Source organism: Arenibacter sp. 6A1, from assembly GCF_012272855.1.
GTDB lineage: Bacteria > Bacteroidota > Bacteroidia > Flavobacteriales > Flavobacteriaceae > Arenibacter.
The window spans coordinates 105,717-126,788 of the sequence record NZ_JAAXCQ010000005.1 but is presented as its reverse complement, the minus strand read 5'-3'; the positions used below and the strand labels follow the sequence as shown (position 1 = coordinate 126,788).

17 protein-coding genes, 2 tRNA genes and 1 pseudogene are annotated in these 21,072 nt (G+C 39.4%); 10 read left to right on the top strand and 10 right to left on the bottom strand.

The window, feature by feature from the left end:
• Positions 1-29: 29 nt before the first annotated feature.
• Positions 30-1,031, top strand: coding sequence for a glycoside hydrolase family 113 (locus tag HCG49_RS05875; RefSeq protein ID WP_168468610.1), 1,002 nt, complete (start codon positions 30-32; stop codon positions 1,029-1,031).
• 138 nt (positions 1,032-1,169) lie between these two features.
• On the opposite strand, the gene HCG49_RS05870 is transcribed toward HCG49_RS05875, so the two are convergent.
• From HCG49_RS05870 to HCG49_RS05835, 8 genes are all read right to left on the bottom strand, one after another.
• The gene (locus tag HCG49_RS05870) at positions 1,170-1,877 is read right to left on the bottom strand and encodes a TIGR04283 family arsenosugar biosynthesis glycosyltransferase (RefSeq protein WP_168468609.1); all 708 of its coding nucleotides are present in this window, start codon (positions 1,875-1,877) and stop codon (positions 1,170-1,172) included.
• Complete coding sequence (locus HCG49_RS05865; protein ID WP_168468608.1) at positions 1,864-2,616, bottom strand: DUF547 domain-containing protein; 753 nt, start codon at positions 2,614-2,616, stop codon at positions 1,864-1,866. The genes HCG49_RS05870 and HCG49_RS05865 overlap by 14 nt, the downstream gene beginning before the upstream one ends.
• A 68-nt stretch (positions 2,617-2,684) precedes the next feature.
• A complete protein-coding gene (gene arsM, locus HCG49_RS05860) occupies positions 2,685-3,650 on the bottom strand; it encodes an arsenosugar biosynthesis arsenite methyltransferase ArsM (RefSeq protein WP_168468607.1) in 966 nt (321 codons plus the stop codon).
• Between the two features lie 71 nt (positions 3,651-3,721).
• Positions 3,722-4,537: a purine-nucleoside phosphorylase gene (locus HCG49_RS05855; protein WP_168468606.1), complete on the bottom strand. Its 816-nt coding sequence runs from the start codon at positions 4,535-4,537 to the stop codon at positions 3,722-3,724.
• A gap of 6 nt (positions 4,538-4,543) precedes the next feature.
• Positions 4,544-5,155, bottom strand: coding sequence for a TIGR04282 family arsenosugar biosynthesis glycosyltransferase (locus HCG49_RS05850; RefSeq protein ID WP_168468605.1), 612 nt, complete (start codon positions 5,153-5,155; stop codon positions 4,544-4,546).
• A gap of 20 nt (positions 5,156-5,175) precedes the next feature.
• Complete coding sequence (locus HCG49_RS05845) at positions 5,176-5,667, bottom strand: rhodanese-like domain-containing protein (protein ID WP_168468604.1); 492 nt, start codon at positions 5,665-5,667, stop codon at positions 5,176-5,178.
• Positions 5,668-6,197: 530 nt separating this feature from the next.
• Positions 6,198-6,270: transfer RNA gene (locus HCG49_RS05840), tRNA-Phe, on the bottom strand.
• Positions 6,271-6,547: 277 nt separating this feature from the next.
• Positions 6,548-6,620: transfer RNA gene (locus HCG49_RS05835), tRNA-Phe, on the bottom strand.
• 103 nt (positions 6,621-6,723) lie between these two features.
• Between HCG49_RS05835 and HCG49_RS05830 the strand changes: the two genes are divergently transcribed.
• From HCG49_RS05830 to HCG49_RS05800, 7 genes are all read left to right on the top strand, one after another.
• Positions 6,724-7,452, top strand: a complete 729-nt coding sequence (locus HCG49_RS05830) for a type III pantothenate kinase (protein WP_168468603.1) — start codon at positions 6,724-6,726, stop codon at positions 7,450-7,452.
• Positions 7,453-8,721, top strand: coding sequence for a hypothetical protein (locus HCG49_RS05825; protein ID WP_168468602.1), 1,269 nt, complete (start codon positions 7,453-7,455; stop codon positions 8,719-8,721).
• A 39-nt stretch (positions 8,722-8,760) separates the two neighbouring features.
• Positions 8,761-10,131, top strand: coding sequence for a tetratricopeptide repeat protein (locus HCG49_RS05820; protein WP_168468601.1), 1,371 nt, complete (start codon positions 8,761-8,763; stop codon positions 10,129-10,131).
• Between the two features lies 1 nt (position 10,132).
• Positions 10,133-10,741: an LPS export ABC transporter periplasmic protein LptC gene (lptC, locus tag HCG49_RS05815; RefSeq protein ID WP_168468600.1), complete on the top strand. Its 609-nt coding sequence runs from the start codon at positions 10,133-10,135 to the stop codon at positions 10,739-10,741.
• A 2-nt stretch (positions 10,742-10,743) separates the two neighbouring features.
• Positions 10,744-10,947 carry a hypothetical protein gene (locus HCG49_RS05810; protein WP_168468599.1) on the top strand — a complete coding sequence of 68 codons (204 nt, stop codon included), beginning with the start codon at positions 10,744-10,746 and terminating at the stop codon, positions 10,945-10,947.
• Positions 10,948-10,949: 2 nt separating this feature from the next.
• The gene (locus HCG49_RS05805; protein ID WP_168468598.1) at positions 10,950-12,239 is read left to right on the top strand and encodes a hemolysin family protein; all 1,290 of its coding nucleotides are present in this window, start codon (positions 10,950-10,952) and stop codon (positions 12,237-12,239) included.
• 91 nt (positions 12,240-12,330) lie between these two features.
• Positions 12,331-14,448 (top strand): peptidylprolyl isomerase, encoded by a 2,118-nt coding sequence (locus HCG49_RS05800; protein WP_168468597.1) that lies wholly within the window; start codon positions 12,331-12,333, stop codon positions 14,446-14,448.
• A 117-nt stretch (positions 14,449-14,565) separates the two neighbouring features.
• Here the strand turns inward: HCG49_RS05800 and HCG49_RS05795 are convergent, their stop codons facing one another.
• Complete coding sequence (locus HCG49_RS05795; RefSeq protein ID WP_168468596.1) at positions 14,566-15,528, bottom strand: GYDIA family GHMP kinase; 963 nt, start codon at positions 15,526-15,528, stop codon at positions 14,566-14,568.
• Complete coding sequence (locus tag HCG49_RS05790; RefSeq protein ID WP_317167458.1) at positions 15,525-16,859, bottom strand: hydroxymethylglutaryl-CoA reductase, degradative; 1,335 nt, start codon at positions 16,857-16,859, stop codon at positions 15,525-15,527. The genes HCG49_RS05795 and HCG49_RS05790 overlap by 4 nt, the downstream gene beginning before the upstream one ends.
• A gap of 206 nt (positions 16,860-17,065) precedes the next feature.
• Here HCG49_RS05790 and HCG49_RS05785 point away from each other — a divergent pair, with 206 nt between their 5' ends.
• Positions 17,066-19,231 (top strand): S9 family peptidase, encoded by a 2,166-nt coding sequence (locus HCG49_RS05785; protein WP_317167453.1) that lies wholly within the window; start codon positions 17,066-17,068, stop codon positions 19,229-19,231.
• A 16-nt stretch (positions 19,232-19,247) separates the two neighbouring features.
• Positions 19,248-20,486: pseudogene (locus tag HCG49_RS05780) on the top strand (peptide MFS transporter); the annotation flags it as partial.
• Positions 20,487-21,072: the final 586 nt, after the last annotated feature.

The following is a 21,072-nucleotide window of genomic DNA, read 5'->3' as shown; positions in this document are numbered from 1 at the left end:
ACTGTTCTAAGAACTAAATATGATATAAAATGCGCAGCATTGGAATACTTTTAATTTGCGTATGCCTGCTAGGTTGCTCCAATAAGGCCATGGAAAAAATAAACGGCCTTAGTTTTGTAGCGGCCAGGGAAGAGGTGCGTTTAGAACATATTAAACCAGTGCTTAGGGTTCACGCCAATTTTGCAGCCGTAATGCCCTTTGGTTTTATAAGGGATAAAGAGTCGCCCGAAATTATTTTCGATACAGAAAGGCAGTGGTATGGAGAAACTATAAAGGGCGCTGAACAGTATATAAACACCCTCCATAAAAATGGGGTTCGGGTGATGTTAAAACCACAACTGTGGATTGCTAGAGGGCAGTTCACAGGTACTTTAGCAATGAAAACCGAGGCCGATTGGAAGGCCTTGGAAGCTTCCTATTCCAAATTTATCCTGAGCAATGCGGAACTGGCAGAAAGGACCGGTACGGAAATATTTTGTATCGGTACCGAATTGCAACTATTTGTGCAGCATAGGCCACAGTATTGGGAAAGCCTGATAAAGGGAATTAGAAAAAGGTATAAAGGAAAATTGACCTATGCGGCCAATTGGAACGAATATTCCGAAACACCCTTCTGGGAATCCCTAGACTTTATAGGGGTAGATGCTTATTTTCCTTTGTCGGAGGCCAAGACACCCGATGTAAGTAGCTTGCGAAAACAATGGCAGCCCCATAAAAAACAAATCGAAACCCTGGCCAAAATTACCGACAGGCAAGTGCTTTTTACGGAATATGGGTATAGGAGTACCGATTATGCTGCAGAAAAACCATGGCATACCGAACATAAGGAAGCAGCGGTAAACCTAGAGGGGCAAGTAAATGCCATCACGGCTATTTTTCAGGAGTTCTGGCAAGAAGATTGGTTTGCAGGTGGCTTCTTGTGGAAGTGGTTTATCGCCCACGATAGGGTAGGCGGGCCTACGGACAACCGTTTTACTCCTCAGAACAAACCGGCAGAAAAACTGATACAGGAATATTATAAAGCATATTGATAAGGTAAGATCAAAAGGAGAAAATAGAAATGAGTGACGGTTACTAAATAGATAAGCAGCAGATTTTGGCCCCTGAAATATACGGCCTATGAGCATATGGATATTGCTAGGACTGCTGTAGGGTTTTAAAGCTATCGCCTAAGAAACAATTTTTCGTCTGTAGTAATCGTATAATTTATCCGGACCCGCCCCAAACATATTTTTTAAATGGATTACTCCAAAATGATACTGCAATCTTAATAATCCGATTTGACGGTACTTACGGGCCGAGGTGGTGACGTTTTGCGGAATCACTTTAAAGGTCGTCATTTGGTATAATCGACCAATAAATTCACTGTCTTCATAAATTATATACTGCTCATTAAATCCTTTGGCGCTTTTAAATAACGCTTTGCTGATAAAAAGGGATTGATCTCCCCCGCGACAAATTTTTAGGTTTAACCGAGAAAGGAAGGCAAAAAAACGCAGAAACCAATGTCGGCTATCAAAAACCATCCTAAAACAACCAGTTTCATAGCCTTGGTCGACTTCCTTTAGGATGTGCTGATCAAAGTTGTTTGGTGGAAAAGTATCGACATGTAAAAAATAAAGGATATCTCCCAAAGCGTGTTTTGCCCCATGGTTCATTTGTTTGGCTCTGCCTTTTTCGGACTGTAATAAACGAACGCCCATTTCCATGGCAATAGATGCACTTTGGTCATCACTTCCGCCATCGATGATCATAATTTCTTCGATGTTTTCTTTATGGCTATTGGCCTTTAGATAACCGATTAATCTGCCCAGGTGCTTTTCCTCGTTTAAAACAGGAATAATAATACTGATGGTTTTTTGGTTATTGTTTTTCATTTAAGGCCCAATTGTATTTTAGATAGCTAAATTTTGTGTCCGAGGGTAGTACTTTGCTGCTATAGCGGTTAATATATGCTATTAGACTACCATCTTTGGTAAAATCTTTTTTGTACCAATTAAAAATTTGTGACAGGGATACCTCAGGGCCCGAAAGTTGATTCCTTGAGGGATCGTTGATGAAATCCCGGGCGGCCTTGTTCAGTTGGGTATCTATAGTGGCGGAAATAAAAGCTTCGTTCAGTAATTTGGGGCAGGAGTAGGAGGCACAATTAATGGCAAAATGTATCCTTGGATCGTCCATCTTCCGCAAGATTCGGTGTTCCAAATGGCCCAAGGATATTTTGTCCTTCCCAAGAGGTACCACTTTGCTGCCCCATGGGCTTTTGAGCTCCTTGATACTTTTAAGAGGGTAATGGTCTAAAATAAGCTTTACCGTTGCCGCATTGTATAGATTGATGTAATAGGCGAGTTTTTCCTGTCTTGTCCAGCTTTCCAGGGGGGCGTTCTTGGTCAGATAAGACAAATATTGCGCTAGGGCAGGGGAGTCGGCAGCAAACTTCTCATAGGCTACATTGCCCGCCGCATCGACATATTTTTTAAGCAAAAGATCCCATGCAGAATGGTCTAGCGGTACTTGTTGTTCAAGCCTTTCATTAGGCAGCTTCCCATAACTAATAGGATGTGGGGTGGCACTAACGAAAAAAATAAAAACTAATACTGCTGCTATTCGTTGCATGGGATCTCATATTATCTTACTCTATAGTAGTATATAAGGTGTTTTATTCCTTACATCGCAAAACTACATTAGCAGCATCCGCCACCATTATAGTGCCAAGTGCTATCGCTAATATGGATCTGGCTATTCGATTCTTGTAGGGCCGAAGCTGTTTTGTCGCAAACCGCCAAAGGTTGGTTTTGCATTAATACATGACCGTTTTTATCGTCAAAGTATTCTTCGTCTCCATAATAAATGGCCGTTTTTCCGGTAAAAATACAAGGCCCGTCTTTTGGCATTGGATCCTTAATGGCGGCAATTTCTATAGATTCTATAAAGATCAATTCGTCCGTTGGATAGTGGTTGGGAGATAAAACCCGGTACGATTTTCTTGCGCGTACTTCAATAGTGCCAAAACCGGCATCGGTCAGTACCTTAATATAGTCCTTAATAGGTATACTGCCGCTTAGGCACAAGGCTCTAAGCCGATCATCGTTCCTTAAAGCCTCGTTCATAGGCTGCTCGCAAGTAGGGTCGCTCATCACCAAGCGGCCATGGGGTTTTAATACGCGGTACATTTCTGCTACGGCTTTCTTAAGGTCCTCGGCCTTAAAAATATTGAACAAACAATTCTGTGCAGCCACATCTATACTGGCATCGGCAATAGGTAGATTAAGGGCGTCGCCTTTCACAAGGTTTATGTACTCGCTCTTAAACCAATCGTTTTCTTCTTCGGCGATTTTAAAGTTCTTTTTCGAGGCTTCTAGCATTTCGTCTACGACATCTACCCCGGTAACCCCTCCTTTTTGCCTAGAAAAATAGGAGAACTGTAATAGTTCCATGCCTCCGCCGACACCTACATACAATACCTTAGGGTTGTTAACCAGGTCTTGGGCAGAGACCGTACTGCCGCAGCCGTAGTTCATCTCTTGCATTATTTTAGGAATCGATAGTCCCGGAAACTGCCAAATAGGATTGGTGGTGCAACATAGCCCAACATCTGGGGTCAGGGCAGCTTCTCTATATAAATCATTGGTGGCGTCTAAATAGCTCATATATCTGTTGTTTTAAGATTGATATTTCGGAATACGAAAATCAGCCTGTTCCCTTTCGGGATTGGTAAATTTTAAAGGGTTCTTATAAGTTCCCTAAATAAGGTAATCATTTTTGGCTCGGTACTTTCCGCGATCTGTATAATTTCTGAAATATTAACAGGTTTTAAATTGTCAGGATCGCATTCGTCCGTTAGCACGGAAATGGCCACTACTGGCAATTGCAGATGGTTTGCCACGATAACTTCCGGGACGGTACTCATTCCTACGGCATCGGCACCAATGATTTTTAACATTCTGTATTCGGCCTTGGTTTCCAATTGAGGTCCAACAACCGAAACATATACTCCTTTTTGCAGGCTAATATTTTCTTTTTCCGCAATTTCAATCAAGCGTTTGCGCATCGAAACATCATAGGGTTCGCACATATCTGTAAAGCGGCTACCGTGTTTGGCGACATTTTTAAAGGCTAAAGGAGATCCTCCCTGTAAGTTGATATGGTCTTCGATCAGCATTAGCTCGCCTTTTTTAAAGTTGAGGTTGATGGCTCCGGAAGCATTGGAAATAAAGAGTTTTTTTATGCCTAGCTGATGCATTACCCTAATAGGATAGGTGACATCTTGTAAATCGTAGCCTTCATAAAAATGAAAACGACCATGCATGACCACTATTTTTTTGCCTTCATAGGTCCCGTATATTAATTTCCCCGAGTGAAATTCTACCGTGGCCAACGGGAAAAAAGGGATATGGTTGTAATGGGCCTCTATGGGGTTTTCTATTTCATCGGCAAGCTTGCCCAAACCTGTACCCAAAACAACGCCTATTTCGGGGGCGTCAAATCCTTTGCCTATTAAGTACTCTTTAGATTCTTTTAATTGTTTTTCTAGCATATAATATTATTTTTTTAAAAAAGGATCAAAAGCGTCAATGCCCTTAAGATCCTCATAATAATCAATGTCGTTCTTGGGAGGCAATAAACAAATGCGCTCCCCTTTAATATCGTCCAATGTGTCTTTTAAAACCGATGAGCTTCCCCATGCTTTGTTCTCAAAAAGAGATGGCGTATAACGGGTCATTCCCAATAAGTAGTACCCGCCGTCTATGGCCGGGCCAACTACAAAATCGTCCTTGTCCAACGACGCAAAGGCATGGGCTAAATTATCGGTACTTAAATCGTACATATCACTCCCAATAATAACGATTTTTTTATAACCCTGCGCAAAACCGTCCCTAAAAGCATTGCTCATACGTTGTCCCAGGTCTTCACCCTCCTGCAGTCTCTTTTTATAAATAGTAGGGTCCCAAATATCGTTTTCCCAAATGCTTTCGGAATAATATACCGTTTTGGTAGCGCTTAAGGGAGTAGTGATGGTTTGGGTATGGCGCAGTAAAAACGTATAAATAGCTAGTGCAGGCTTATCGCCAATGGTGGCCGCTAATCTTGTTTTGCATTTTCCTAACTCTGGATTGCGGGTAAAAATCAAGAGCAAGTTTTCTTTTTCTGTCATTAATAAGAAGCATTTTTATCTTAATATATTTTATCTGCATTCGTCAAAAAGCTGCCCCAATGCTTGTTATAGGCATGTACTTTATTGGTTTCTTGGCCTTGTGGGTCATACACGGCAAGCCCTAAATTTTTCCATAGAAAAATACCGCCGTACAAATTATAGACCTTCGAATAGCCTTTTGCCATAAGCTTTTCGCCTAATTTTTCGGATCGTACGCCAATAGAGCAATACACCACCATGGGGGTATTTTTATCCGTAAATTGAAGAAGGATTTCTTTTAACCGATTTTTTTTGTGGCCTACCCAAAGGGCATCTTTAAGATGGCTCACTTGAAATTCTGTTTGGGTCCTAGCGTCTAAAAGCACAAAATCATCGCTATTGTTCAGGGTTTCGGCCTGTATATAAGGAACGCTATTTGAATTGAGTTTTGCTAGAGTTGTTGCGATACTCCTTTGTCCGTAAGTACTATAAATACAGAGAAAACAAGTAAGTATATGAAGTAAAAATCTCATTTAGGGCAACTTTATACACAAATATACGGTATTGAAAAGATTTTGTGTCAGCGTCCTAGTTTTGTTTCCACAACTGCTGCGTTTCGGATATCGTTAGTAGGAAGTATCAGGTCTATATACCTTATAGGTGGTTTTTTTATTTGGGCGTTCCCTCCTTCGTCGGGCGGGCCCTTGGCTGTATCCCTTGCTATGCTGCGGGGATGCCGCCGCGGTCCCTAACGCGGCTGTCCATGCCTGAATACTATAGACCACTTTTACAGTGTTTATTGCTAATTGAAAATGTCTGCAGCCAATTCCAACGCTACAGCTGGCCCCTTACTCCAAGGGCAAATCGTTGTATTTTCCGTGCGTTCCTTTTGCAGTGGCATCCTTTTTTAGTGGGCCATGGGACCTTTAAAAAAGATACAGCGTAAAGAGCGACCCCATTGGGGAACGTCCATACTTATATAATATGAAGCTTTGCACCGTCTTTCAGGCCAATAGGAAAGGTGTAAAATGAAAAAAGCCTCGTAAAAACGAGGCTTTTAAGGTGGTGCCTCCAGGAATCGAACCAGGGACACATGGATTTTCAGTCCATTGCTCTACCAACTGAGCTAAGGCACCTTACTTGCTGTAAGCGGGTGCAAAGATAATGGGTATTTTTAAATATGCAAATAATCGGAGAAAATAGTCTAAAACAATTTTTTTTCAGGTGAAAATGTTAAAATTGAAAATCTTCCCTGCAGCTAATTTAAAACTATGCCCCGTCACATTAAATACAACTTATTGTAAGAATATGATTCTTTTTCCATGAACGGAAAACCTCGGTAAAAGTGAAATGGCTGGGGTATCAGGAAAGGTGTAAAATAAAAAAAGCCTCGTAAAAACGAGGCTTTTAAGGTGGTGCCTCCAGGAATCGAACCAGGGACACATGGATTTTCAGTCCATTGCTCTACCAACTGAGCTAAGGCACCTTACTTGCTGTAAGCGGGTGCAAAGATAGGGGCAATTTTCTTATGTGCAAATAAAAATCATAAAAAAGGTGTTTATTTTTTATTGATTTATAATCTTTGTAACATGAATTTAGTTGTTGATGCCGGAAATACTTTTGTGAAACTCGCTGTTTTTGAGAAAACTAAAGAGGTTTCTTTTCAAGTTTTTGCCCTTGAAGATTTCTGTAAAAAAAGTAAAGAAACTTTTAAGGCCTACCCACAAATTAGCCATGCTATTGTTTCTTCCGTGGGGTTTTTGAGTGAAAAGGAAATTGCAATGCTTTGTGTTTTTTGCAAAGTTCACGTGTTGTCGCACAAAAGTAAAGTGCCTTTTAAAAATTCTTATGCCTCTCCCCAAACACTGGGCGTAGATAGGATGGCACTGGCCGCAGCTGCATTTTATTTTAATCCCGCGGGGAATACCTTGGTTATAGATGCGGGTACTTGCCTTACCTATGACATGGTGAACGATTACGGCGAATATTTAGGCGGTGCCATTTCGCCAGGGGTTGCCATGAGGTATCGGGCCATGCACCAGCAAACCTCAAAACTTCCGCTGTTGGAAAAAGGCGGATTTAATGATTTTATCGGGAATTCTACTGAGTCGAGCATGCATAGCGGAGTGGTCAATGGTATTTGTAATGAAATAGATGGCGTTATAACCCAATATAAACAGCGATTTTTAAATTTAACAGTAATTTTTACGGGAGGAGACGCTCAATTTTTGTCAGAACGAGTAAAAAATACCATATTTGCGCATTCTAAATTTCTCCTATTGGGGTTAAATCATTTGCTAGAATACAACAAACGCTAGATGATCAAAAACTTTGTAATTGCAATTTTATGTCTAACTTCAGTTAGCATATATGCTCAGAACAGTACGTCTTCTCCATATTCTTATTTCGGTATAGGGGATTTGAAATTCGCTGGTACAGTGGAAAATCAAATGATGGGCGGAATAAGTGTTTATGCTGATAGTATACACTTAAACTTAAGAAACCCTGCTGCTTATAGCGGATTGGGATTAACAACCTACACCGCAGGGATCTCTCGAAAGGAGACCAGTTTTAAAGGTAATGGGGTGCGTGAAAATGCTTCGAATTCTACACTAGATTACCTGTCCCTTGGATGGAGCCTAGGAAAAGGATTTGGGATGGGATTTGGTATAATGCCGTATTCTTCGGTAGGATATAGATTTGTGTCTACCCGTACCGGTGCCAATGATGCTGCCGTTACGAATTCTTACTCCGGAGATGGGGGCCTTAATAGGGCATACCTGTCCATTGGATACGAATTGTTTAAGAATTTTAGTTTGGGGATTACCTCTAATTATAATTTCGGAAAACAGAGTGCTCAGAGTTTTCAGACCATAGAAAATGTTCAATTGGGCTCTTTTTCAAAAGTATCCTCTAGGATTGAAGGTTTCGATTTTAATTTTGGGGCCATGTATACCCCTAAGATTAAAGAAAAATATACGCTTTTTACTAGTGTGTCAGTAAATACACAGGCAAATTTGGTGTCGGAAAACGAAAAAACTTTTGGCTCGTATTCTACCGCTAACGGTATGGATGTGGAAGTCCGTACAGTAGACCTGGAAGCACAAGGCTTGGCTAGAACTGGCGTGCAAATCCCTACAACTACAAACATAGGTTTAGGGTTTGGAAAGGATATGAACTGGTTCCTTGGCGCTGAATACAGCTTTCAACAACTGAGTTCCTTTGAAAATGAACTGTCGCCGTCTAGCAACTTAGAGTATCAAGACGCTCAGGTTATTAGAGTTGGGGGGTACTATATACCTAACTATTCTGCCTTTTCTGGTTATTTCAATAGAGTAGTGTATAGGGCAGGTGCTAAAATATCAAATAGTGGTATGGTAGTAGATAATAAAGAAATTAATGATTTTGGCATAACTTTTGGACTAGGGTTACCATTGGGACGAACCTTTTCCAATATTAACTTAGGATTCGAACTCGGGAAAAGAGGAACCAAAGCAGGAGATTTAATCGAGGAGAATTACTTCAAAGTTAATTTAGGTCTTTCGTTGAGCGATACGGAATGGTTCAAAAAAAGAAAAATTAATTAAATTAAAATTATTACTTTAACCACCTTAAAAAAATATACTATGAAAAAGAAACTCTACATCGCAGCAATTGCCATCATGGGGGTTGTTGGTTTAGGGAATGCACAGGCACAAAATCCGGAGTGTATGACCAACCTCTCAATTTATACCGAACATGTAAAGGTTAAGAATTATGAGGCTGCCTATACTCCTTGGAAAATGGTGTATGATAACTGTCCTGCTCTAAACTGGGCAAACTTCCTTTATGGAGAACGTATTCTTAAAGATAGGATCGAAAAATCTGAAGGAGCTGAGAAAGAAGCAAATATTAATGCTTTGATGGAGCTTTTCGATAAGAGCGCAAAGTATTACCCAGCGAAAAATACAGTAGCAGGAGTAGCTATTGATAAGGTGTTGTTGAAGTACGATAATAAAATGATTTCCAACGAGGAAATCTACAGCAGCTTGGATAAGGCTTTTAATGAGGATAAAGCTAACTTTAAAAACCCTAAAGCCCTTTACCTATATTTCTCTAGTTTGGTCGATTTGAACAGTGAGGGAAAAAAGGAATTGGAAGAGGTTTTTGAGAAGTATGACATTATTACTGAAAAAATCGAAGAGGAAAACGATACGTTTACGGCAGGGATCAATAAATTATTGCCAAAAGAAGATGCTGGAACGCTAACCTCTAAGGAGAAAAGACAATTGTCTTCTTACACTAGCTATTCTGAAAGCTACGGTAAAATTTCCGAGAGTATCGATAGTAAGTTGGGAGCTTTGGCGAACTGTGAAAACCTGATTCCTTTATACCAAAAGAACTACGATGCTAAAAAAGGCGATATCGCTTGGGTAAAAAGAGCGGTAAGCAGAATGTTTAGCAAGGAATGTACAGAAGATCCATTGTTTAAGAAATTGTTCGAAGCCCAATTGGCTTTGGAGCCTTCTGCCAGTGCTTATATGTACGGTGGTACCTTAAAAAATAACGCTGGAGATACCAAAGGTGCTATGGCCGATTTTAACAAGGCTTTGGAATTGGAAACCGATTCTAGAAAAAAATCGAACATTGCGCTAAAAATTGCTACTAGCTACAGAAATCGAAATAAATCGGCTTCTAGAAACTATGCGCAAAAAGCGTTGGATGCCAACCCTTCTAACGGAAAGGCCTATTTGTTAATTGCAAGTTTATATGCCAATAGTGCCAACGATTGTGGTAATACTGCCTTTGAGAAAAGAGCTATTTATTGGAAGGCCGAGGATATCGCTCGCCAAGCAGGTCGTGTAGACCCTTCTTTGAGCGGAAAATCTGCCCAAGCCGCAGCAAGTTATGCAGCGAAAGCTCCTTCTAAAACAGATGTTTTTAACTCTGGGATGGCAGGTAAAACATTGTCTTTTCCATGTTGGGTAGGTGGTAGCGTAAAAGTACCAAGCCTATAAGATGAAAAAATCTTATTCAAATATATTTTTAAACATTGCCATAGTTATTTCTATGGCTTTGTTTTTTTCCTCATGTACCGATACCTATAAAAGAGTAGGTGATGAGGCCGTTAAAAAAATATACCCCTCCGGGGTTGCACAGGACTTTGTCCTGACCTCTACCGAAACCGATGACAAAGAGGAAATAGATAATAAGGAAGCAAGACGGCAATCGAGGGTGGTGGTAGTGTTAAAGAGCCCCTTGTGTAACGATTTTGACAATTTGGAGTTTCCTTACCTAACGTTCCCAAAGGGATTGTTGGTAGAGTTTTTTGATGAAAAAGGTGAAAAAAGTACGATCTCTGCCGATTATGGTATTATTTATTCCAAGACTAATTTAATAGATTTGCAAGGAAATGTCATTATTGAGACCAGTGATGGTAAAAGGTTAGAGAGCCCTCAACTGTATTGGGATAGAGCCAATGAATGGATTTTTACCCAAGAGAAATTTACATTTACCAATCCAGAAGATGGAACCGTTATGGATGGGGAGGGAATGGATTTTAATAGAGATCTGAGTTTTTTTAATGCCCATAGAACCTATGGGTTAATGAGTATAAAAGAGGAGTAATTATGATTAAAGTTTTAAGATATACCGAATATTTGTATTTAGCAGTAGCTGTCGTTTCTTTGTTTACCATTTGGGAGGAGTGGAACGTAGATAGGGATCGCGCTTATTTGTTTGTATTCTTTGCAGTGATTTCTATTGGGATGTTTATTTTTAAAAAATCGTACCGTAAAAAGTTCGAAAATCGTCAAAAAAATAACAAACAATAATTTTGGACACCGACATCGTTATTATTGTTTTATCCCTTTTGTTTTCTGCCTTCTTTTCGGGAATGGAAATAGCCTTTATTTCCGCTAATAAAATCCATATAGAAATAGAAAAGAAGCAAGATGGCTATTTAGCCAAGGTATTGACCTTGCTTACTAAAAAGCCATCAAAGTTTATTGCAACCATGCTTATAGGTAATAATATTGCCTTGGTGGTGTACGGGCTCTATATGGGAGAGTTGTTAATGAATTGGTTTCAGGGAATGGAGACGGGATCTAATTCCTTTCTGCGTCTTTTAGTAACCGATTTTAGTCTAGTGGCCCAAACGGTAATATCGACCATTGTAATATTATTGACGGCAGAGTTTTTGCCAAAGGTATTGTTTCAGATATATAGCAATACCTTATTGCGGTTATTGGCAATTCCGGCTTATTTTTTCTATGTGATTTTCTCGGTAATATCCAATTTTATTATATGGGTGTCAGATTTTATTCTGAGGGTTCTTTTTAAGACCAATGGAGATAAAGTTCCCTTGGCCTTTAGTAAAATAGAACTGGGAGACTATATAACCGAACAGATGGAAACGGTAGAAAAGGAAGATGTTATAGATTCTGAAATACAAATTTTCCAAAATGCACTGGAGTTTTCCGCGGTAAAAGCAAGAGAAGTGATGGTGCCCAGAACAGAGATCGCTGCGGTAGAATTGCACGAGACGCCAAAAAATCTGGCTAAACTTTTTACCGAAACGGGTTTTTCTAAAATTTTGGTCTTTAAGGATACCATCGATAATATAATCGGATATGTACATTCTTATGAGCTGTTTAAAAAACCCAAGACCATTAAAAGCATCCTGCTGCCAGTAGAGTTTGTTCCAGAAACAATGCTGATCAACGATATATTAAATGTGCTTACAAAGAAGCGAAAAAGTATCGCCGTTGTGTTAGATGAATACGGGGGTACATCTGGAGTGATGACGGTTGAGGATATTGTTGAAGAGTTGTTTGGAGAGATTGAAGATGAGCACGATACGCAAGATTTGTTCGAAGAGCAAATAAGCGAAAACATGTATAAGTTTTCGGGCCGTTTAGAGGTCGATTATGTAAATGAACATTATAATTTAGAGCTGCCAGAAAGTGACGAATACGAAACATTGGGCGGGCTGATAATGAATGAAACCGGTGAAATTCCAGAAAAGGATTCCGAAATAAGAATAGATGATTTTCTCTTTGTGGTCTTGGAGGTTTCTAGTAACAAAATAGATTTGGTTTCCTTAGAGATAGGTAAAAGGGACTAAGGCTGATACGTCAAAAATTTTGATTTTTTTTAGTTTTTAATATTTAAAAAGAAAGTGGTAATTTGGCCACCATATTTAAACATTTTATATAATGGCAGTTTTAGAAAGTATAAGAAAACGAACCACCGTTTTGATTTTAATTATAGGTTTGGCATTGTTCGCCTTTGTTATATCGGGGGTGTTTAGTAATGGAGGCATGGGAGGCGGAAAAGTTGGTTCTTCTATCGCAGAAGTTAATGGCGAAGAAGTTTCAATCGATCAATTTAGAAGACAGGTAGAGAATATGTCTAGAATGGCAGGGCCTAACGCTTCTTCATTACAAGTGGTGAACCAAGTTTGGGAAAACGAGGTGAGAAGCCTTTTGTTGGCTCAGCAGTTTGAGGATTTAGGGATTGAAATTGAACAAGATCAAATTATCAACTATGTAAAAACTATTCCTAATTATGTTCAGAACCCGGAGTTCCATAATTCGAACGGAGTGTTTGATGAAAATGTATTTAGAGGAGCTGTAGCAGATTGGAAAGCTAATAATCCTGCTCGTTATAACATGTGGTTGCAAGATGAAGCTGCAATTATTCAAAATGCAAAAGAGCAAACTTATTTTAACCTTATTAGAGCTGGTTTAGGAGCTACTTTAAAAGAAGGTGAATTGGAATATAAACTGGCCAATGATAAGGTAGATGTTAAATATGTCCGTGTACCATACACTACTATTGCCGATTCTACTGTTCAAGTATCCAAAAAGGAAATTCAAAAATACTTGGAAAACCATAAAGAAGAATTTAAGCAAGAAAAATCTAGAGACATACAGTTCGTATACTTCGAAGAAAAAGCATCCTTGAAAGATGAGAATGCTGTAAACGAAGAAATTACTGCTCTGTTAAACGATACAGAGGTGTACAATGCTCAGAAAGATGCCAATGAAACCCTTCAAGGATTCTCAAATACTACTGATATAGCTGCCTTTTTAGACCGTAATTCAGATATTAAATTCGATACTATCTATAAGGCAAAAAATGAACTGTCTGCAAAATTTGCCGATACTCTAATGGCGTTGTCTATAGGAAGTATATATGGTCCTTATCGCGATGGAGACTTTTTCAAGATTTCTAAAATGATGGCGAAAAAGGCTGACGGAGCTGTAAAAGCTAGCCATATCCTTATTTCTTATGCTGGGGCGCAATCTGCAAGTCCAGAAGTTACGAGATCTAAAGAGGAAGCCGAGAAAAAAGCTAAAGAATTATTGGCAGAAGCCAAAGGAAAAGATGCCGTTTTTGCCCAATTGGCAAGAGACAATTCCGATGGACCGTCTGCACCAAGAGGTGGAGATTTAGGGTTCTTCCAAGAAGGAATGATGGTAGAAGCTTTTAACGATTTTGCCTTTAAGAATTCTAAGGGAAGTATCGGATTGGTAGAAACCGATTATGGTTTTCACGTTGTAAAGATCGATGATAAACAAGATGTTGTTCAAATCGCTACCCTGGCAAGAGAAATTGAGCCTTCTGAGGAAACCATCAATGCCTTATTTACGGAAGCGACCAAATTTGAAATGGAAACGACTGAAGGAAAGTCATTGCCAGAATTGGCCAAGGAAAATAATTTTGTAGTACGACCAGTAAACAAAATTAAGGAATTGGATGAAAATCTACCAGGCTTGGGAGCGCAACGTGCTATTGTACAATGGGCTTTTAATGAAGAGACTAATATCGGAGATATTAAAAGATTCAATGTTAATAACGGATATGTAGTGGTGCAAGTAACCGCTGCCTACAAAGAAGGTTTAATGAGCGTAGAAGATGCTTCTGCCTTGGTTTTGCCTAAGATCAGAAAAGAGAAAAAGGCTGCTCAAATTATAAGCGCAAGCAAAGGAAAGTCTATGGAAGATTTTGCAAGTAGCTATAATGTAGTTCCATCTACTGCAACTGCCTTGACCATGAAAACACCTACTATCCCTGGTGCTGGATCGGAGCCTATGGTGGTTGGAAAGGCATTTGCCTTGGAGCAAGGAGCTACTTCAGGTTTAATTGAAGGGCAGACTGGAGTGTATATGGTTACTGTTACCAAAAAGGAGGAAGCTCCTAAATTAGACAACTATAGTACCTATGCCAATAACTTAAGGGCTGCGGAAGAAGGTAGAATAACTTTTTCTGTGTATAACGCCTTAAAAGAAGCTGCTACTATCGAAGATAAAAGACCTAGTTTTTACTAGTTTATCCATATTGTATCAAACAAAAAAAACCTTCCGTTTGGAAGGTTTTTTTTGTTTTGTACTTTTAGTATTGCTGAATGATAGTCTTTTGCAGGATTGCAAAACTCTAGGCAACAATTACTTTACCATTTTAGAGTAGGGAATCACAATAGAATACCCTTTGTTTTTAAAATAATCCGGCGTGTTTTTATTTCCGGTTACCAAAATAAAATCGCCGCCCCAAGCGCCCAAACTTTTAATGGCACCTTTAAAATCGGGGAACAAACGTTCTTTGATGGGGGTAATTTCTAAAACCTCACTAATGGCTTCTTCGTGTTTTTTTAATAATTTCTCAAACTGAGATAGACTGCTAGCCGTTAATACACGCTGCGTGAAATTATTGATCTTTGATAGGAGTCCTATTTTATTGAAATCCTTGCTCTTGTATGCTGCAATGCCTTCCCTGCTATTTTGTTTTTGATTTAAGTAAACAAAATAAAGACTGTTTTTATACGAGGGGTTAAAAGAAACTTGTTTTACTTGAGGTTTATTGTCCGTTAGTTTATACGTAATAGGTGAGTGGTGCTGGGCACAAGCAATATCATATCCACTGCCAGAAAAAGAATTCCAAAGCAAGCTATAGGCATTTACATTGGCCCAACTAGCTATATTATTAATTAAGGTAGATGATGTCCCTAAGCCCCAATTTCGGGGGAAATTTAATGAGGTGGTGACCTCATATCCTTGCTGTTGGGCTAAAAAATCCGGATTTAAGTTTCTGGCTTCTTTAAGTATGTTTGACAAAGTGGTGGCAATAGCTATTTTTTCCTCAGAAACTGTGTCATTATAGGAACTTGCCGTAGAAAAGCTGTAATCAGATTCCTTGGGCGATAATGCTAGCGTTTCTAATTCAAATACTCCCTGAAACCAAACATTTCCTTTTTCATCTAGGCTTCGCCAAGCAAGTAGCGGCTCCTCAATTTGTTTTAACCCCAAGGACTGGCCATAAATAGTGGGGATGGCCAAGCTTTCGGCTCCGTCTAAAACGGCATACTCCCCGGTGATCAATAATTTTCCGTTACTGTAAAATTCTGTTTTCATAGGTTATTTCTCAAGGCCTCAAAAGCGGTTACGACAGCGCTATGCGATGCAGTGTTCTTTTTAAAATGGTGTACCAATGTTAGCTTTTCGGCTTCAGTGGCTCCCAATTGGTTTAAAATGTTTAACAGGTGCATTTTCATATGCCCTTGTTGTATGCCTGTTGTTACCAAAGATTTTACGGCAGCAAAATTTTGTGCCAATCCCGCAACGGCAACAATTTCCATCAGTTCCTTGGCCGTTGGGTTTTGCAATATCTCTAATGCCACCTTTACTAAAGGGTGTAAATTCGTGAGTCCGCCTACAGTACCGATAGCTAATGGTATTTCTATCCAAAATTTGAATTGATCATCTTCAATACTGGCATGCGTTAGACTCGTATATTTTCCGTCCTTACTGGCATATGCATGCGCGCCAGCTTCTATAGCTCTAAAATCGTTCCCAGTGGCCAAAACAACGGCATCTATGCCGTTCATAATACCCTTGTTGTGGGTAACGGCCCTAAAGGGTTCTACCTTGGCAATATTAACGGCGCGAACCATTTTTTGTGCAAACTCTAGGGAAGAGACAGCATCTTGGGGTTTTAAATCGCTAACAGCACAGCTTACTTCTGCACGAACCACACAATTGGGGACGTTGTTAGAAAGAATGCTCATCACAATCTCTATGTCCTTTTCCTGATCGGAAAAAGCAGGGTGATTTTGGGCCTCGGACTTTAGCGTTTTTGCAAAAACCTCTAAACAGGAGTTTATAAAATTGGCCCCCATGGCATTCATGGTTTCAAAGGTGCAGTGCAGTTGATAGTAATGATCTAATTCCGCTGTTTTGTTCCTTAGTTCAATGGCGCTAATACCACCGCCACGCTTTTCCATGTTTTTGGTAATGGAAGCTACATTGGCCAAAAGTTTTGGTTTTAAGGCCAAGAAAAATTGCGATAATTTATCAGCATCGCCCGTATACATAAAATGAACCTGTCCTACCTTTTCTGTTCCTATAATGGTCGTTTTAAATCCGCCACGAGTCAACCAAAATTTGGCAGCCTTACTGGCCGCGGCCACTACCGAACTTTCTTCTATGGCCATTGGTATGGCGTATAAACGGTCGTTGATTAAAAAGTTTGGGGCAATACCAAAAGGGAGGTAAAAGTTGGTAATCGTATTTTCTATAAACTCGTCGTGCAACTTTTGTAGCTGCTCGTCCTTGTTCCAGTACTGTTGTAATAATTTAAGCGTCTGCTCAGAATTATGGGTGTAATGTTTGGCAATCCAACTAATTTTAGCTTCTTTGCTAAGCTTGGAAAAACCTTCAATCGGTGCAATCATAAGGTATTTGATTTCTTGCGGCAAAGATAGTGATTAAGGAAATAAGCAAGGGGTGTCTAATTTAGAGGAAAAGGCAAATAAAATTGTTATTATTTTGATCTAAAGTAGATGTTTCTGTGTTTTTTTTAGTAAACTTGACAGTTTTAAGCAATTTTAAAAGTTTAAACGAATTTTCAATCAAAATTATTGGGAATAATTAATAAAATTCAGTGAAAAACGTGAGAAAAATTTCCTTTTTTGTAGCATTAACGTTCAGTATTTTTTCAACCATTACCGCCCAAAACAAACAAATTTCCCTTGAGGAAATTTATGGGGGTCACTTTAGAACCGAAGGTTTGGAAAGGTTGAGATCCCTAAAAAATGGCAAACAATACACCATCTTGGATTTCGATAGGAGCAAGGGTACTACCTCCATAGACAAATACGATTATTCTACCCAAGAAAAAGTAGAAACCATAGTTTCTTCCGCAGATTTAGAGGAGATTTCTCATTTTAGTTCTTATGAATTTAGTAAGGACGAGTCTCAGCTGTTATTAGCAACTCAGCTAGAGTCTATCTATAGGCGTTCAACCCTTGGAGTTTATTATGTCTACGATCTTCAGTCAAAAGATCTTGTAAAAATCTCCGACACTAAAATTCAAGAACCTTCCCTTTCTCCCGATGGTACCCAAGTGGCCTATGTGCAGGAGAATAATATTTATACTTTTAATCTAGCGAGTAAAAAGACTACGCAAATCACCACCGATGGGGTGAAAAACAAGATCATTAATGGTATTACAGATTGGGTGTACGAAGAAGAGTTTTCTTTCGTTAGAGCCTTTGAATGGAATGCCGATGGTACTAAAATAGCTTTTATCCGTTTTGATGAAACCGAGGTTCCTGAATTCTCAATGGATATTTACGGTTCTGAGCTTTATCAGACACAGCAAGTTTTTAAATACCCAAAGGCAGGTGAAAATAATGCCGTGGTATCTTTACATATGTTAGATGTAGCTACTGGAAATATAACCGAAGTAGCCCTAGACGATGCATATTACATTCCTAGGATTAAATGGATGAACGATGCGAACACCTTAAGCGTACAGACTTTAAATAGACATCAAAACCATTTAAAACTGTTGGCTGTTGATGCTAAAAAGAACCGTGTAAGCGTTTTGTTGGAGGAAAAGGATGCGGCTTATGTAGATGTTGCCGATAACCTTACCTTTTTAAAAGACGATAGCTTTATATGGACCAGTGAAATGGACGGTTATAACCACATTTACCTGTATAACGCCAAAGGGAAACTTGTGAGGCAAATTACAAAAGGCCTATGGGAGGTAACCAATTATTATGGATACGATCAAAAGCAAGATAAAATATATTATCAGTCTACCGAAAACGGCTCTATCAATAGGGATGTTTACAGTATAAAGAGTAATGGTAGAAAGAAACAACGCTTAACTTCTAAAGAAGGGACTAATGCTGCTGATTTTAGTGCCGACTTCACCTATTTTATAAATACTTTCTCTAGCGCAACCACTCCGCCCGAATATACTTTGCATGCTGCTAAATCCGGCAAAAAGTTAAAGGATATCAAGGACAACAAGGCCTTGCTTCAAAAACTTGAGGACTATTCCTTAAGTCCAAAAGAATATGGAACCATTAAGGTCAATGGCAACGATTTAAACATGTGGATGGTAAAACCTGCCGATTTTGATGCCAACAAACAATATCCCTTGTTTATGACACAGTATAGTGGGCCAGGTTCCCAGTCGGTGTCCAACAGTTGGATGGGTTCTAACGATTATTGGTATCAAATGTTGGCCGATGAAGGCTATATTGTGGTTTGTGTCGATGGCCGTGGAACTGGATTTAAAGGACGCGATTTTAAAAAGGTTACCTATAAGGAATTAGGGAAGTATGAGGTTCAAGACCAGATCGATGCGGCAAAACAACTTAGCGAACTGCCGTATGTAGATGAAAGCAGAACCGGAATTTGGGGATGGAGCTATGGTGGATTTATGTCTACCAACTGCTTGCTAAAGGGCAATGATACTTTTGAAATGGCAATCGCTGTGGCACCGGTTACTTCATGGGGCTTTTATGATACCATTTATACGGAACGTTTTATGCGTACCCCACAAGAAAACCCAAGCGGGTACGATGACAACTCACCTTTTAACTATCCAGAACTATTAAAGGGAAAATATCTATTGGTTCACGGGAGTAGCGATGACAATGTACACGTACAAAATACCATGCGTATGGTAGAAGCCTTGGTGCAAGCCAATAAGCAGTTCGATTGGGCCATATATCCAGATAAAAACCACGGAATTTACGGAGGGAATACACGGCTGCATCTCTATACTAAAATGACCAATTTTATAAAAGAAAATCTATAACTAACTAAAGACACCTATGCAAAGTTCAGTAAAGGAAATACATCGGAAAGAATTATTTGGCCATCCCGTTGGTCTGTTTATATTGTTTTTCACTGAAATGTGGGAGCGTTTCTCATATTATGGGATGCGGGGAATCTTGGTGCTGTATATAGCTACCTCTGCCACTGCCATCGATCCTGGTTTGGGTTGGTCTAATAAAGATGCTATATGGCTATATGGATGGTATACCATGTTGGTATATGTAGCCTCCATCCCTGGAGGTTGGATCGCCGATAAGTTTTTAGGGCAGAAAAAAACGGTCATGCTCGGAGGGCTACTGCTTTGTGCAGGGCACGTCACCCTGGCCATTCCACAAGATTGGGCCTTTTTCACAGGATTAATCCTAATAATCTTAGGGGTTGGTGGACTAAAGCCTAACATTTCTACTATGGTAGGTGGATTGTACCAAGAAGGAGATATAAGAAGGGATAGCGGATTTACTATATTTTATATTGGGATTAATATAGGTGCTTTCTTGGCTAGTATTTCTGTAGGCTTAGTAGCTTATTATTACGGTTGGCATTATGGTTTTGGACTTGCAGGAGTAGGAATGTTGCTAGGTCAGGCTGTATTTATTTGGGGACAGAAGTACCTAAAAGGAGTGGGAGAATTTAGTGGCGGAAAAAATGTGTCCGAAGAGGAGCGTATTGCCGCTAAAAGGCCATTGAACAAAATAGAAAAGGATAGAGTCCTTGTATTATTGCTTTCATTTTTGATCGTGATCGTTTTCTGGGGAGCTTTTGAGCAAGCAGGAGGCCTAATGAACCTGTACACGGATGCCAAAGTAGATAGAACTATAGGTTTAAGCTGGTTACAAGAAATCCCTGCTGCTGTATTCCAATCTTTAAATGCTGGATATATTATCATCTTTGGAACGCTAGTGGGAGGATTCTGGATCTGGTGGAAAAAAAGTGGGAAAGAATCGTCGTCTTTATTTAAAATGGCCATAGGGACCATTATAATGGGACTTGGTTATATTTTTATGATGTTCGCTTCTAAAGAAGCTAGTTCGGAAGTCTTTGGGAAAGCAGCTATGATTTGGATCTTTCTAGCCTATCTATTTCATACCATAGGAGAATTATGTACTTCTCCGGTGTCCCTTTCATTTATCACCAAACTCGCCCCAATAAAGTATGCTTCTATTATGATGGGGGTTTATTTTGCGGCTACCGGATTTGGAAATAAGTTGGCAGGTAGTATAGGGGAGTCTTCTCAATTGCACCCTTATCAGGGAGAAATGATCGTAAGTAAGGAAGCTATGCTTCCATACATGAGCAAGGATTCCATGGAAATCAAAAATATGGATAAAAAGATTGTCAAGATATATGATTATCCTATTAACGAGGATAAAAACTTTGGTATTAAAACCCAAGTGTATTTGGACAATGATGCGGTAGTATTCCAGGAAATAAATTCGGGGAAACCTCTTAATGATCTGTTTAAGCTAACGGACAATAAGAACAATAACCTAACCAAATTAAAAGAAACGCTTCAAGAAAACAACGCAACTTCCAGCAATCCATATCACGCCAAACTCGTATTCGAGAAAGATAGGGATGCCGCCCAAAACCTGGCAAATAAAGGAGATGGGAAAAACTACGAAGTTTCCTTTGTTTTGGAAGAGGAACAAAGCGAACAAGAATACAGCACCTTTTTATGGCTAACTGTTTTTACCGTGAGTTTTGGTGTCCTTCTTATTCTATTCTTGAAAAAATTGAAGAAGCTAACTCATGGTGCAGAAGATCATGAGCATGATATGAAGGATAATGAGCCTTATGAATTGGCCGATACAGATATTAACA